Genomic DNA, 12,805 nt, shown 5'->3' with positions numbered 1-12,805 from the left:
CTCAGTCCACCCAGACTTCGGGTGGCACGGGGTGGCTTAGGAAGTGGGTCATGCCTTCGCTGAGGCCGTAAGCCCCCGTGGTGCCGAAGGCCAGCAGATCCCCGGCGCTCAGCTCTGGCAGCAGCACCTCGCCGAGGCGATCCAGGCTGGTACAAAGGGGCCCCGCCAAGGTATACGGATGGTCGCCCCTGCCTTTGCCCACGGCCCTCACCGGAAAGGGTTCGCCCGTGAGCAGCGGGCGCAGCAGGTGGTTGATGCCGCCTTCCAGAATGGCGAAGCGGGTGCCCCGGCTTTCCTTGATCCGCACCACCTTGGCCAGGTACACCCCGCAGGGCCCAGCCAGGAAGCGACCCGGCTCCAGAATGAGCTCGCCTGTGAACCAGGGGTGGGCGGCCAGCAGGGCCGACAATCCGATTCCAAGAGCCTGCACGTCGAGAGGGCTTTGATCGGGTTCATAGGGGATGCCCAGTCCACCGCCCAGATCGATCTGCTCGAACACCAGGCCGTGCGCATCGCTCAATCGCTGGGCCAGCGCCAACACCGCACCGTGGATGGCCAGCAGTTTGGACGCATCCCGCTGATTGCTGGCTGCAAAGACATGCAGGCCGCGGATGCGGACATGACGCAGGTTGGCGGCCCGTGCCAGCAAGTCCGGCACCGCCTCTTCATCCACGCCAAACGCAGAAGGACCGCTGCCACCGATGATGCGGTTGCCCTCATCGATGTCGAAAGCCGGGTGCACCCGCAGGTTCACGGCGGTTTCGCGATCCACCAGGGCATCGATGCGGGCGAGATCCTCGAAGCCCTCTGCCTGGATGCGAACGCCCATGGCCAGGGCCTTGCGCAGTTCTGCTTCGCGCTTGCCCGGCCCCGCGAAAAAGGTGCGCCCGGGCGGCAGGCTCAGTGCCTCCACCCGCTCCAGCTCGCCGATGGAAGCGCAGTCGAAGCTGGCACCCAGCGATGCGAAACGGGCCAAGAGGCGGCCATGGGCATTGGCCTTCACCGCGTAGGCCACCCGGACGCGATCCGGCAGTGCCGTGCGTAACGCACGAAACTGCGCCTCCGCCGCCGCACCCGAGTAGGTAAAGCAGGGTGTGCCATGGGTTTCGGTGAGGGCCAGGCAGGCAGCATCATCGAAGGCAAAGAGGCTGGTCATCACGCCTTCCAGTAGGGCGCCAGTCGCCGCACACCTTCGCGCAGCTGCTCCGGCGTGGCCGCGAAGCTGAGGCGCGCGTGGCCGCGACCGCCCTCGCCAAAAGCCAGGCCCGGGATGAGCACCACCTTGGCCTCATCGCGCAGTTTCAGCGCGAAGGCCAGGGGATCGGCGTGGGCCGCAGGGGGGAGGGCCATGAAGTGGTAGAAGGTGCCATCAGGCGGTGTGACCACCTGGCCCAGTTCCTCGCGCAAGGCCGAAGCCAGAGCTTCCCAACGCAGCTGCACGGCGGCCCGGGCTTCGGCCAGCACCGCGTCAGAGTGTTCCAGCAGCGCCAGCGCGGCCCATTGGGCGGGTGTGGCCGTGCCGGTCACCGCATAGCCATGCACCACCCGCGCGGGCGCCAGCCAGGCGGGATCCCCCACGGCCCAGCCCACGCGCAGGCCCGGCGCCCCCCAGCCCTTGCTCACGGAACTGGTGACCACGCCGCGATCCGTGACATCCCGCAGGCTCGGCGCCCGCACCCCGAAGTGCAGGTCCCGGTACACCTCATCCGAGATGAGAAGCACACCCCGTGCGGTGCAGGCCTCGGCCACGCGGCGCAGGGCATCCAGATCGCCACCGCCGCCTGTGGGATTGGAGGGCAGGTTGAGCACCACGGCTGATGTTTCTGGCGTCGCCTCCAGTACCCGGATCAGCTCATCCGCATCCAGGCGGAAACGCTCCGCCGACAACCGGTAGGGGACCGGCTCGGCCCCGGCCATGAAGGCCAGGGCCGGATAGGCCACGAAGCCCGGATCAGGCACGAGCACCTTGGTGCCCGGGTTCACCCAGGCCTGGAAAAGCGCGAACAGCGCGCCCTGCGAGCCGGTGGTGATGAGCACTTCATCCAGGTGGGCCCCATGGAAGGCGCCGACGGCCCGACGCAGTTCCGTGAGCCCCGCGTGGGGCACGTAGGGACAGGGGCCAGAGGCCCGCAGCAGGGCCTTGCGGCCCACTTCCGGCAAGTCCCAAGTGGGTTCACCCAGGCCCAGAGGAATGGCCCCCGGCGGCGTGCCATCGGTGATGGCGCGGATGGGGGAAGGTTTCAGCAGAGATAGGCGGCTGGCGGGATTCATTCGTACCTCAAGAGCAACAGATCACCACTAAGACGCCAAGGCACCAAGAAAGTCCAATGGCCTTTCAGTTCTTGGTGTCTTGGAGCCTTGGTGGTTTGCATTGTGTCCGCCGCCCCGTTACCGAAGCGCTTGTTCCAGCGCCGTGGCGGCGTCGGTCTTGTCGTCGCGGTACTTCACGATGCAGGGCGCTGCCAGCTGGAGGCCGTGGGCCTTGGCGTAGTCGCCCGAGGCAGGACGGGAACCCGGCACCACCACGGCGCCTTCGGGCACCTCCTGGCGCAGCTCGCAGCCATTCACCAGATCGTAGATCACGGTGCTGCCGGTGATGATCACACCCGAGGCCAGTACCGCGCGCTTGCGCACCACGATGCCCTCGAAGAGCCCCACCAGACCTCCTATGAAGGCCTCATCCTCCACGATGACAGGCTGGGCACCGGCAGGCTCGAGCACGCCACCGATCTGGGCTGCGGCGGAAAGATGCACACGCTTGCCGATCTGCGCACAGCTGCCCACCAGCGCGTGACTGTCCACCATGGTGCCCTCGTCTACGAAGGCGCCCACGTTCACGTAGGCCGGGGGCATGAGCACCACGCCCCGGGCGATATGGGCGCCCCGACGCACCGCCGTGCCGCCTGGCACCAGGCGCACTGCATCCTCGAGGCCGAAGTGCCGGGGAGGATAGGCGGTCTTGTCGAACATGGGAAAGCCCGCACCTGGCATCTCGACGAGGCTGGTGCGGCGGAAGCCACAAAGGATGGCCTGCTTCACCCAGGCATTGGTGTGCCAGGTGCCATCCTCCTGGCGTTCAGCCGCGCGGATCATCCCCTTCTCCAGGGCCGCCACCAGCAGCTGGTGCATGGCCGGAGCCTGGGGATCCGTCAGCAGGCAGTCCTGCCCCTGGCTGAAAAACGAACGGATGGAATCCACGTCGACGACCATCACTTCACTCCTGGAAAGGTGCCATCGGCCGAGAGGCACAGCGCCTCGGCCACAAGGGTGTGGGTGGCGGCGGAAGCACAGGCCAGGGGCAGGCGCACGGCGTCCGAGCCCAGCCCCAGCAGCTTCAAGGCCACCTTCAGGGGCACAGGATTGACCTCCACAAACAACGCGTCCATCAGGGGCAGCAGGCGCTGGTGCATGCGCAGGGCTTCCGCGCCGTGGCCATGGCGGGCCGCAGCGACCAGCGCGGCCGTTTCGCGGGGCAGCACATTGCCCAGCACGGACACCAGACCCGTGGCGCCCACGGCCATCGCCGCCAGGGCCAGGTTGTCATCGCCCGAGAGCAGCGTCTTGCCCTTGGGCAGGGTGCGGCCCACTTCGGCAATCTGCGCCAGGCTGCCGCTGCTTTCCTTCACAGCCACCACCTGGGGGTTCTCCCAGAGCCGCATCAACACGGCAGGTGTCACATTCAGACCGGTGCGGCTCGGCACGTTGTAGGCCACCAGAGGCAGACCCGGCGCGGCCTCCGCGATGGCCTCATAGTGGGCCACCAAGCCATCGGCATTGGGCTTGTTGTAGTAGGGCGTCACCACCAGAGCACCCGCGGCCCCCAGAGCCTGGGCCCGCTTCGTCATGGCCGCGGCATGGCGCGTGGCGTTGGAACCCGTGCCCACCACCACCGGGCGGCCGCCGCTCTCCTCCAGGCAGGCAGCGATCACCGCATCGCGCTCCGCGTCATCCAGGGTGGAAGCCTCCCCCGTCGTGCCCAGGGGCACCAGGGTGTCCACGCCACCGCCCACCACATGCCGCACCAGTTTTCGGAAGGCGGCGAGGTCCACCTCGCCCGAAGCCGAGAAGGGCGTGGCCAGGGCCACGGCGAGACCGGAGAGTTCCAGGGTCATGGCTTGCCTCCAGGAGACGCGACCTCCGGGTTTTGCCCGGATGCCGCGTGGGGGAGCACGAGGGGGGACGTAGAGCGCGCACCGCGAGCAGGTGGTCTCCCCGCGTTGAGGTTGTCGAACAAGGGATCGAGCAGGTCCGCCGCCACGTCATCCATGGTGAAGAGGCCCTTCCGCCCATGCAGCCACTGCGCTGCAGCCAGGGCGCCCTGGGCGAAGGGTGCGCGGGAACGGGCCGTGTGCGTGAGCTCCAAAACCTCAGCGGGGGCATCGAGGCCCACGCTGTGGGTGCCGAATTCGGCCCCGGCCCGCACCACCCCCACACTGAGCTGGTGCGGTTCTGGCGTGTCCAGGGTCCATTCCGTCTTGCGGGGGCAGCCCGCCATCACGGCCGCCGCCAAGGTCTTCGCCGTGCCCGAAGGGGCGTCGGCCTTGAGACGGTGATGATGCTCCACCAGGTAGGGATCACGGGACGGATCCAGCGCCGCAAAGCGCCCCATCACCGTGGCCAGGCGGGCCATGAGGGCGACGGTCAGCGAAAAATTGGTGGCCGTCAGCAGGCCGATGCGGCCTGCCACGCGGGCTTCGAGATCTGGAATGGACCAGCCCGTGGCGCCGATGACCAAGTCCGTGCCGGTCTCCAGGGCCCAGTCCAGGTGGGAGGCCACAGCCCCGGCTACGCTCGCGTCGATGGCCACATCCACCGCTGCGGAGGGCGTTTCACCCTGATCGACCACCCACGTCAAGCCGCCGCCCGCCTCGGCGAGGATGGCCGAGCCCAGGCGGCCCCGTCCGAAAAGGCCGATGCGCAGGCCGCTCATGACGGCGTTCCCACCAGCACCTGATGCAGGCGCCGCAGGGCCTCCGCCGTGCGTTCCTCCTGCACCACCAGGCTCAGGTTGATTTCGTTGGCACCCATGCTGATCATTTCGACGTTGATGTCACCCAGGGCCGTCAACAGCTTCGCGCCCAGGCCCGGCGTGGATTTCAGGCGCTCACCCACGGCCGCGATGATGGCCCGGCCTTCGTGGATTTCCACAGTGGCGAAGGCCGACAAATCCTGGAGAAGCGGCTTCAAGGGCACGTCCGCTTCCACGGTGAGGGACACGCTGACTTCTGCCGTAGCCACCAGGTCGACGCTCACGCCGCGGCGGCCGAACACCTCGAAGAGCCGGGCCAGGAAACCGCTCTGCGCGAGCATCCGCGTGCTGCTTACGGTCAGCACCGTCACGGGACCGCGGCTGGCCAGCGCCGTGATGGGGCCCCCGCTGCGCACTTCCGCGGAGATGGTGGTGAAGCGTCCCTCGGGTTTCTGCGTGTGACGCACGGTGACGGGGATGCGCGCCTCCACCGCGGGCTGGATGGTGGCGGGGTGCAGTACTTTGGCGCCGAACGCGGCCAGCTCGGCGGCTTCAGCAAAACTCAGGTCGGGGATGGGCAGCGCGTCGGGCACGATGCGCGGATCGCAGGTGAGCACGCCCTCGACGTCGGTCCAGATCTGCACCTCCTCCGCATCCAGAGCGGCGCCGAAAAGGGCGGCAGAGTAGTCGCTGCCGCCCCGTCCCAACGTGGTGGTGAGGCCATCTTCCGTGGCGCCGATGTAGCCCTGGGTGACCACTACACGACCCGGGCCCACCTGAGACTTCAGGTGCATCTCAGCCAGCGGGCGGATCGCCGCCTGCTGGGGCACCGCCTCGCCAAACACTTCGTTGGTGCGCAGCACCGTGCGGGCATCCACCCAGGCTCCGCCCACGAAGGCCGCGAAGATCCGCGTGGACAGCCGTTCACCAAGGGAGGCGATGGCATCCATGCTGCGCGCACTCAACTCCCGCAGCATGGCCACACCGCGAAGCAGGAGTTCCAACTCGCCGAAGAGATCCGTCAGCGCCACGTCCAAGGACTCCGGCACGACGCCGTCAAACAGCTCCTCCGCGGCTTTCCGGTGCGCCGCCATCAGGGCCCGCTGCCGGGACATGGCCTCGGCCAGATCGCCCGCTTCGGCCGCCTTGGCCGCATCGAAGAGCCCGTTGGTGGTCTTGCCCATGGCCGACAGCACCACCAGCGGCGCCTTGGGCAGAGCCGCTTCCGCGAGCTTGGCCACCTGCCGCATGCAGGCGGCATCCGCGACGCTGCTGCCGCCGAACTTGAGGACGATCATCGGAGGTATCCCTTCGCGTGGGCCAATTCGGCATTGAGGATGCTGCCGCCGGCGGCGCCACGCTCTGTGTTGTGGCCCAGCAGCGCGAACTTCAGGCCGAGAATCGGACAAGCGCGGATGCGGCCCACATGGATGCTCATGCCCTCATCCTTCTCCACATCGCGGCGCACCTGGGGACGGTCCTCCAGGGTGTGCACGTGGATGGGCACAGCGGGCGCCGAAAACAGGCCCAGGCGCTGGGGCTCGGGTTTCCAGTTCTGGAAGGCCTCGCGCACCGCCTCCAGAGAGGGGTTGCCCTTCAGCCGCACACTCACGGCCTCGGTGTGTCCCTCGATGACCGGAACGCGATGGCAGAGGGCACTCACAGCCATGGGCGCCAGGTCCACGGTGGTGCCATTGAAACGGCCCAGCATCTTGGGCGTTTCCTCTTCCACCTTCGGCTCTTCGTTGCGGATGAAGGGGATGACGTTGCCGAGGATGTCGAGGCTGGCCACACCGGGATAGCCCGCGCCGCTGATGGCCTGCATCGATGACATCATCACGGCTTCCACGCCGAAGGCTTCATGCAGCGGCGCCAGCGCCATGACCAGCACGGTAGCGGTGCAGTTGGCGTTGGTGACGATGCCCCCCTTCCAGCCGTGGTGGTGACGCTGGATGTCCAGCAATCCCAGATGAGCGGCATTCACTTCCGGTACCAGCAGGGGCACGTCCGGCGCCATGCGGAAGGCCGCGGCATTGGAGAAGACCATCGCACCCGCCTTGGCAAAGGCCGGTTCCAACTCCTGGGCCGGCGCGGTATCCAAGGCGCTGAACACCACCGGCGACAAGGCAAACTCTGGCGTGCCCTCAGCCATCACCTGATCGCCCAGGCCGCCATAGGGCTCGCCATCCAAGCGCCAGGCGCAGGCGTCGCGGTAGCGCTTGCCCGCGCTGCGTTCGCTGGCCGCGAGATGCTCGATGCGGAAGAGGGGATGGTTCGCCAGGCGCCGCACGAAGCGCTGGCCCACGACGCCAGTGGCGCCCAGAACAGTGACGGGAATCTTGGGGGTGGTCATGGTTTAGTCTCCCAGGAAATGCAGGGCCAGGCGGCAGTTGAGATCCACGCCGGCCTCGAGGTCGCTCAGTGTGATGTGTTCATCGAGGGTATGTGCCACGGCAATGCTGCCGGGCCCCGCCAGCACCACGGTGCGGTCGGGCACCAAGGCCCGCAGCGCGGGTGCGTCCGAGCCGAAGGGCATCGGCGCATGCTCGAAGCCCGGCACCTGCGGGTACACATCTGCCGGTTCATTCAAACGAAGGTCCACGGTGCCTTCAGGAGGCGCCAAGCGCCGAACCTCCTCCAGCAGGGTACTGCCGGGCACCACCCGCGCCAGCAGATGGGCCTCGGCGCGGGCCGGCACCGAATTGAGCGCCTCACCTGCCTGCAGGAGGCCGATGTTCCAAAGTTCAGGGCCCAGCAGCGGATCCACGGGCCGTGCCTGTTCCCGCAGGCGCTGCAGCCAATCCAGCATGGGCCAGGTGGCGTTGTGGCCCAGCTGGGGACTGCCGCTGTGGGCGGCGCGCCCGCTGCAATGAAGACAGACATGCTGCACGCCGCGCTGGCCTGTGCCCAACTTCAGCTCGGTGGGTTCGCCATTGATGAGGGCCTTCACATCCTGCAGCCGATCCGCCAGACCAAGCGCCGCCGCGGCACCGGCGCTGTCGGTCTCCTCGCCCACCACACCCAGCCACGCGAAGCCGTGCTGGCCTTGGCCCAAGAGGCTGCGGATGGCCGCCAGTTGGGCTATCGCCTGGCCCTTGGCATCGCAGGTGCCACGGCCCCAAAGCACCTCACCCTCCAACCTGGGAGGCAGGTACGGCGGCACCGTATCCAGGTGGGTGGAGAAGAGCACCCGTGGCCTGCCCCACAGGGCCAACACATTGGTGCGGCCCGCAGCCACGGGCTGCTCCACCACGGTGGCGCCCAATTCGCCAAGCAGCTGGAGCAGGGCGGGCAGGCCCTCATCTTCGCGGCCCGAGGTGGTCTCCGGTGCGCACAGGGCCTGCAGCCTGGCGCTGAGCCAGCCTCGGAGATCTGCGGGGGATGCGTTCATGGATACCTCGGCGTGCCGACGGTGCCCTCAGGAACGCGGAGGGAGGACTCCCGCCGCTGCGCCTCAGGCCCTCCATGCCGGGTGACCGGCATGACAGCCGCCGGGCTTTCGCTTCGGCGTCCAGGGGCCGCGTCGATGATCCGCGCTCCCTTCGGCGATTCGCCCCTTTCCCGCCAGGTCACTGGGTTCATCGCCCTCGCCGTCGGTACTGATGGGAATCGCTCCTCCATCGGAACCTCCACCATAACCGTGTCGGAACGGCTAATGCAACTGCTCGGGCACAAGCGCGTCGGCCAGGCGACGGACATAGCCGCTGAGATCCGTCACGGCGTCCACCGCCTCGGGCGTGGTGCGCAGAAGCTGGAAATAGCCCGCGTAGGCCGCATAGGCCAACAGGGCGCGCTCCCGCGCCTCCCCCTCGGATAGCCCCAGGGCCTGGAAGGCTTTCACCCCAAAAGCGAGACGTCGCTCCGTGGCCCGTCGCAGATAGGGCTGCACCCGGGGATCTTCGCTGGAAACCGCCAGGGCGGCGAAAAAGCGACCATTCTCAAGGTCTTCAAAAGCTGCGAAGAGCAGCACCCGCAGGCGCCGCCGTGGATCCTCGATGCCGCTGTAGCGGGACACCACGTCGGTACTTTGATCCTGCTCCCAGGCTTCGAGTGCCGCATGGATGAGCTCGTCCCGGCTTTGAAAATGCCAATAGAAGCTGCCCTTGGTCACCCCCAGCGCCTGGGCCAGCGGCTCCACCGCCACAGCCGACACGCCTTGGTGGGCAATGACTCTGAAGGCGGCCTCCACCCATGCTTCGCGCGACAAAGGAACGGTTCGGGGACGGCCCATGCGGCGGAAAGCCTCCAGCTCTTGACCCGATGGGGTCATTGACCATACTTATCCGTATGGATACCCATACGCAACCGTATGGTTTTTGATGGAGCTGCCATGTTGTTCCATATCCCCGGCCGTCCGGCCCTCTTCTGCATCGCCCTCGTGCTTGGCTTCAAAGGCCTGGCCCTCAGGGCTCAGTTGCCCTCCGACCTCCCCATCCAAGGCGCCATTCAGGTGCAATCTGACGGCGCCCGAGACCTCACCCTGGCCGCTGATTGGGTTCGCGCGGACCTGCGGTTCCCCATGGGAAGCCGACTCTTCTTTCGCACCGACGGGCATTTGGATCGTTGCATCCTGGGGCGCGACGCCAGCTTCCACGGGGTGATCTTCCCCGCCGGTAGCCAGTTGGCCTGGGACGCGCACGACCATTTGACCATCGCGTTCCTCTCCCGCGACTGCCTCATCCAAGGTCATACACTCAAAGGGCACGGACACGACTGGATGCCCCGCTTCCACCCCAATGGCCAGCTCCAATTGGCTTGGCTAGCCCAAGATGAACGCATCGACGGCATCCCCTGCGCGCGCACCCGCTTCTGGCGGGAGTTTCTGCGCCTGCGCGGTTGGGGGGGGACATCCTTCCACCCCACGGGTCGACTGGCCAGCGCCACTCTGGCCGCGGACACGACCATTCAAGGGAAAGCACTGCCCGCAGGCACGCGCATCCAACTGGATTCGGATGGCCGACTCCTGGCGCCCTGAGGGGCACATCACGTGTCAACCAGGGCTAGACTGAGGGCTTGGAGCGCCCATGTCCCTCGTCATCGCCGGTAAAACCTTCAACAACCGCCTGGTGCTCGGCACCGGGAAATACAAGGATTTCGCCACCATGCAGGCCTGTTACCGGGCCGCGCGGGTGGAGATGGTCACCCTGGCCGTACGGCGCTTCGACCTCGCCGCCAAGGGTGAGGACAACATCCTGAACTGGATTCCCAAGGACATCGCCCTGCTGCCCAACACCGCCGGCTGCTACACCCGCGAGGATGCGCTGCGTGTGGCACGCCTGGCCCGCGAGGCCCTGCAGACCAACTGGGTGAAGCTCGAGGTCATCGGCGATCAGAAGAGCCTCTACCCCGACAACGAGGAAACCCTGGAAGCCGCGAAAACCCTCGTGAAGGAAGGCTTCGTGGTGCTGCCCTACGTGAACGCCGATCCCATCCTGGCCAAGAAGCTCTGTGACATCGGCTGCGCCGCTGTCATGCCCCTGGGCAGCGCCATCGGTTCGGGCCTGGGCGTGCAGAACCCCATGACCCTGCTGCTTATCAAGGAAGTGGTCGAGTCCTTCAAGCTGCCCATGATCGTGGACGCGGGCGTGGGCACCGCCTCCGATGCCGCTCTCGCCATGGAACTGGGCGCCGATGGCGTGCTTCTCAACACCGCTGTGGCCGAAGCCGGTGAACCCACCAAGATGGCCCAGGCCATGGATCACGCCGTCCTTGCCGGACGGTTGGCCTTCGAGAGCGGTCGCATGCCCAAGCGCCTCTACGCCAGCGCCAGCAGCCCGATGACGGGCGTCATCGGGAAGTAGCCTCAAAGGGACGGACGGTTTCATTTCATCCGTGTTCATCCGCGTCCATCTGTGGCTAAATCCCATCCATGCTCGAACTCACACCCCTTGAATGCCGCGTGCTCGGCTGTCTCCTGGAAAAGCAGCTCAGCACACCGGACGTGTACCCCCTTTCGCTGAACGCGCTGCTCAACGCCTGCAACCAGTCCAGCAACCGCGACCCCGTGTTGTCGCTGACGGAAGCGGATGTCCAAGACACCGTTGCTGCGCTCATCGAGAAGGGCCTTGCGGAGCACTGGCCGGGTCGTGTGCTCAAGGTGGCCCACACCGCCAAGCCCACCTGGAATCTCTCTGTGCAGGAGGCGGCTCTCCTGGGTGAGTTGCTGTTGCGCGGGCCCCAGACTTCCGGCGAACTGCGCACCAACACACGCCGCATGTATGCCTTCCCGGATCTGGCCGAAGTGGAAAGCTGCCTCACCATCCTCATGGAGGCAGAACCGCCCCTGGTGCGACGCCTGCCGCGGGCGCCCGGCGCACGCGAGGCCCGCGTGGCGCACCTGCTCGCGGGTGAGCCCGACCTTGCTGGAGCGGTCGCGGAAAGCACGACGCCCGCACGAGCAGGCCGCATGGAACAGCTGGAGACGGAAGTTGCCTCCCTCCGCGAAGAACTCGCCGATCTGAAAGCGGCCTTCGAGGCTTTCAAGGCGCAGTTCTGATGGCTGGCGCGGTGGTGGTCAACCGCTTCTACGAGGCCTTCGCCCACCGGGATGCCGCAACCATGGCCGCCTGCTACCACCCCGAGGCCACCTTCGAGGATCCGGCCTTCGGCCCGTTGGATCGTGACAACGCCTGCGCCATGTGGGCCATGCTGCTCAGCCGTTCCAACGATCTGGCGATCACGCACGAGGTGTTGAGGGATGCTGGCGAAGTGGTGGTGGCCCAGTGGGTCGCGCGCTACACCTTCACACGCACGGGTCGGCCCGTGGTCAACCGCATCGACGCCACGCTGACCTTGGAGGATGGACTCATCCGCGCCCATCGGGATCGCTTCAGCTTCTGGGCCTGGTCCCGTCAGGCCTTCGGTCTCCCTGGGCTCTTGCTGGGCTGGACCCCTTGGTTCCAGGCCAAGGTGCGGGCCGAGGTTCTGCGAGCCTTGAAGGCCTACCGCGCCACATCCGGCTGATCCAACCCCAGGGCCCGCAGCCCGTCCACGAGGGTGCTGTAGGCGCTGCCTTCGGCCTGCAACAGCAACTGGAAGGGCTTGGGGCGAAGGTCCTCCTGGACGGCCTTCAGGACCATCCACAACAGGTGCGCCTCTTCCGACGGAGCGTCCTGCAGCAGCTGGTCCGCGTCCAACACCAGGAAGGTGCCGCCTTCAGGAAGATCGGAAAGCACATCCCGCAGGGCGTCCCAGGTACCGCCGAAGTGGGGTGGGAAGGAGGCAGCCTTACACCACTCCTCCATGAGCCCTCTTCGGGTGCGCATGCGTGAAGCGTGCAAACACCACACCCGCGGACACCCCGTCGCCGCTGCGACGGCGGCCTGGGCAGAGCCTTGCCAGGCCCTGAAAAGTGCGCCCTCCGGGCTCGGGGAAAGGAGCAACCCGGTCATTTCACTTCGAGGAAGCTGCGGTAGTGGTCCGCGGAATACCAGGCCCGTCCATCGCTTCCAGTGACCAGGCGCTCGGCGCCGCGGTTCTTGCCCTCAGCCTTGGGGCGCACATCCCATTCCCGGTACTCGATGCGCTTGCCCTTGGTGTTGTAGCGGGGCAGCAGGCCCTCGTAATTGCCGAACACCCGGCCTCCCACGTACCCCGGCGGCGCGAAGCCATGCTGGCGAATGTAGGTCAGCGCTTCCCGTGCATGAACCGGAATCGCATCCTTGGGCGCGGACTGAACCTGGGCCTGCGCCGGAGGAGGCATCTCCGATCCCGTCCCACAGCCAAACAAAGGCAGCAGGACGGCCAGGCAGACCGGGCCCAGGGCCAGGCTTGCCAGAAACCTCCACCAGCGGGTCATGCCTCCTCCGGAATTCGGTCCCAGTCTACCCGCGCAGG

The 12,805-nt window shown here is 67.1% G+C and carries 15 protein-coding genes and 1 riboswitch; of the genes, 4 read left to right on the top strand and 11 right to left on the bottom strand.

Annotated features, from left to right (window positions below; genetic code table 11):
- Position 1: 1 nt before the first annotated feature.
- The 9 genes from Q9293_RS00155 to Q9293_RS00115 form a co-directional block, all read right to left on the bottom strand.
- On the bottom strand, positions 2–1,156 hold the full coding sequence (locus Q9293_RS00155) for an alanine racemase (protein ID WP_306249141.1): 1,155 nt from the start codon (positions 1,154–1,156) through the stop codon (positions 2–4).
- Complete coding sequence (locus Q9293_RS00150; protein ID WP_306249140.1) at positions 1,156–2,271, bottom strand: pyridoxal phosphate-dependent aminotransferase; 1,116 nt, start codon at positions 2,269–2,271, stop codon at positions 1,156–1,158. Before Q9293_RS00150 ends, Q9293_RS00155 begins: the two co-directional genes overlap by 1 nt.
- A gap of 117 nt (positions 2,272–2,388) precedes the next feature.
- On the bottom strand, positions 2,389–3,210 hold the full coding sequence (locus Q9293_RS00145) for a 2,3,4,5-tetrahydropyridine-2,6-dicarboxylate N-succinyltransferase (protein WP_306249139.1): 822 nt from the start codon (positions 3,208–3,210) through the stop codon (positions 2,389–2,391).
- Positions 3,210–4,112, bottom strand: coding sequence for a 4-hydroxy-tetrahydrodipicolinate synthase (dapA, locus tag Q9293_RS00140; RefSeq protein WP_306249138.1), 903 nt, complete (start codon positions 4,110–4,112; stop codon positions 3,210–3,212). The genes Q9293_RS00145 and dapA overlap by 1 nt, the downstream gene beginning before the upstream one ends.
- Positions 4,109–4,930 carry a 4-hydroxy-tetrahydrodipicolinate reductase gene (locus Q9293_RS00135; RefSeq protein ID WP_306249137.1) on the bottom strand — a complete coding sequence of 274 codons (822 nt, stop codon included), beginning with the start codon at positions 4,928–4,930 and terminating at the stop codon, positions 4,109–4,111. The genes dapA and Q9293_RS00135 overlap by 4 nt, the downstream gene beginning before the upstream one ends.
- Positions 4,927–6,267 (bottom strand): lysine-sensitive aspartokinase 3, encoded by a 1,341-nt coding sequence (gene lysC / locus Q9293_RS00130; RefSeq protein ID WP_306249136.1) that lies wholly within the window; start codon positions 6,265–6,267, stop codon positions 4,927–4,929. The genes Q9293_RS00135 and lysC overlap by 4 nt, the downstream gene beginning before the upstream one ends.
- Positions 6,264–7,322 (bottom strand): aspartate-semialdehyde dehydrogenase, encoded by a 1,059-nt coding sequence (gene asd / locus Q9293_RS00125; RefSeq protein ID WP_306249135.1) that lies wholly within the window; start codon positions 7,320–7,322, stop codon positions 6,264–6,266. The genes lysC and asd overlap by 4 nt, the downstream gene beginning before the upstream one ends.
- A 3-nt stretch (positions 7,323–7,325) precedes the next feature.
- Positions 7,326–8,360: a M20/M25/M40 family metallo-hydrolase gene (locus Q9293_RS00120; RefSeq protein WP_306249134.1), complete on the bottom strand. Its 1,035-nt coding sequence runs from the start codon at positions 8,358–8,360 to the stop codon at positions 7,326–7,328.
- A 57-nt stretch (positions 8,361–8,417) separates the two neighbouring features.
- A riboswitch (Lysine riboswitch) is annotated at positions 8,418–8,597 on the bottom strand.
- Positions 8,598–8,621: 24 nt separating this feature from the next.
- On the bottom strand, positions 8,622–9,200 hold the full coding sequence (locus tag Q9293_RS00115; protein WP_306249133.1) for a TetR/AcrR family transcriptional regulator: 579 nt from the start codon (positions 9,198–9,200) through the stop codon (positions 8,622–8,624).
- Between the two features lie 99 nt (positions 9,201–9,299).
- On the opposite strand from Q9293_RS00115, the gene Q9293_RS00110 reads away from it, so the two are divergent.
- From Q9293_RS00110 to Q9293_RS00095, 4 genes are all read left to right on the top strand, one after another.
- Positions 9,300–9,944 carry a hypothetical protein gene (locus Q9293_RS00110; protein WP_306249132.1) on the top strand — a complete coding sequence of 215 codons (645 nt, stop codon included), beginning with the start codon at positions 9,300–9,302 and terminating at the stop codon, positions 9,942–9,944.
- A gap of 49 nt (positions 9,945–9,993) precedes the next feature.
- On the top strand, positions 9,994–10,770 hold the full coding sequence (locus Q9293_RS00105; RefSeq protein WP_306249131.1) for a thiazole synthase: 777 nt from the start codon (positions 9,994–9,996) through the stop codon (positions 10,768–10,770).
- 68 nt (positions 10,771–10,838) lie between these two features.
- Positions 10,839–11,465: a YceH family protein gene (locus Q9293_RS00100; protein ID WP_372342171.1), complete on the top strand. Its 627-nt coding sequence runs from the start codon at positions 10,839–10,841 to the stop codon at positions 11,463–11,465.
- A complete protein-coding gene (locus Q9293_RS00095; RefSeq protein WP_306249128.1) occupies positions 11,465–11,932 on the top strand; it encodes a nuclear transport factor 2 family protein in 468 nt (155 codons plus the stop codon). The genes Q9293_RS00100 and Q9293_RS00095 overlap by 1 nt, the downstream gene beginning before the upstream one ends.
- Here Q9293_RS00095 and Q9293_RS00090 read toward each other — a convergent pair.
- Both Q9293_RS00090 and Q9293_RS00085 read right to left on the bottom strand, forming a co-directional pair.
- On the bottom strand, positions 11,911–12,213 hold the full coding sequence (locus Q9293_RS00090) for a barstar family protein (protein ID WP_306249126.1): 303 nt from the start codon (positions 12,211–12,213) through the stop codon (positions 11,911–11,913). The genes Q9293_RS00095 and Q9293_RS00090 overlap by 22 nt on opposite strands.
- 143 nt (positions 12,214–12,356) lie before the next feature.
- On the bottom strand, positions 12,357–12,767 hold the full coding sequence (locus Q9293_RS00085) for a ribonuclease domain-containing protein (RefSeq protein ID WP_306249125.1): 411 nt from the start codon (positions 12,765–12,767) through the stop codon (positions 12,357–12,359).
- Positions 12,768–12,805: the final 38 nt, after the last annotated feature.

Origin of the sequence: Geothrix sp. PMB-07, from assembly GCF_030758935.1 — a bacterium.
GTDB lineage: Bacteria > Acidobacteriota > Holophagae > Holophagales > Holophagaceae > Geothrix.
The sequence above is the reverse complement of the archived record's forward strand: the minus strand, read 5'-3'. Positions and strand labels throughout refer to the sequence as shown.

Coding starts and splice junctions, on each gene's coding strand:
- Q9293_RS00095 (WP_306249128.1), top strand. CDS start 11,465: ATGGCTGGCGCGGTGGTGGTCAACCGCTTCTACGAGGCCTTCGCCCAC.
- Q9293_RS00090 (WP_306249126.1), bottom strand. CDS start 12,213: ATGGAGGAGTGGTGTAAGGCTGCCTCCTTCCCACCCCACTTCGGCGGT.
- asd (WP_306249135.1), bottom strand. CDS start 7,322: ATGACCACCCCCAAGATTCCCGTCACTGTTCTGGGCGCCACTGGCGTC.
- dapA (WP_306249138.1), bottom strand. CDS start 4,112: ATGACCCTGGAACTCTCCGGTCTCGCCGTGGCCCTGGCCACGCCCTTC.
- Q9293_RS00150 (WP_306249140.1), bottom strand. CDS start 2,271: ATGAATCCCGCCAGCCGCCTATCTCTGCTGAAACCTTCCCCCATCCGC.
- lysC (WP_306249136.1), bottom strand. CDS start 6,267: ATGATCGTCCTCAAGTTCGGCGGCAGCAGCGTCGCGGATGCCGCCTGC.
- Q9293_RS00155 (WP_306249141.1), bottom strand. CDS start 1,156: ATGACCAGCCTCTTTGCCTTCGATGATGCTGCCTGCCTGGCCCTCACC.
- Q9293_RS00110 (WP_306249132.1), top strand. CDS start 9,300: ATGTTGTTCCATATCCCCGGCCGTCCGGCCCTCTTCTGCATCGCCCTC.
- Q9293_RS00105 (WP_306249131.1), top strand. CDS start 9,994: ATGTCCCTCGTCATCGCCGGTAAAACCTTCAACAACCGCCTGGTGCTC.
- Q9293_RS00145 (WP_306249139.1), bottom strand. CDS start 3,210: ATGGTCGTCGACGTGGATTCCATCCGTTCGTTTTTCAGCCAGGGGCAG.
- Q9293_RS00100 (WP_372342171.1), top strand. CDS start 10,839: ATGCTCGAACTCACACCCCTTGAATGCCGCGTGCTCGGCTGTCTCCTG.
- Q9293_RS00115 (WP_306249133.1), bottom strand. CDS start 9,200: ATGGGCCGTCCCCGAACCGTTCCTTTGTCGCGCGAAGCATGGGTGGAG.
- Q9293_RS00085 (WP_306249125.1), bottom strand. CDS start 12,767: ATGACCCGCTGGTGGAGGTTTCTGGCAAGCCTGGCCCTGGGCCCGGTC.
- Q9293_RS00120 (WP_306249134.1), bottom strand. CDS start 8,360: ATGAACGCATCCCCCGCAGATCTCCGAGGCTGGCTCAGCGCCAGGCTG.
- Q9293_RS00135 (WP_306249137.1), bottom strand. CDS start 4,930: ATGAGCGGCCTGCGCATCGGCCTTTTCGGACGGGGCCGCCTGGGCTCG.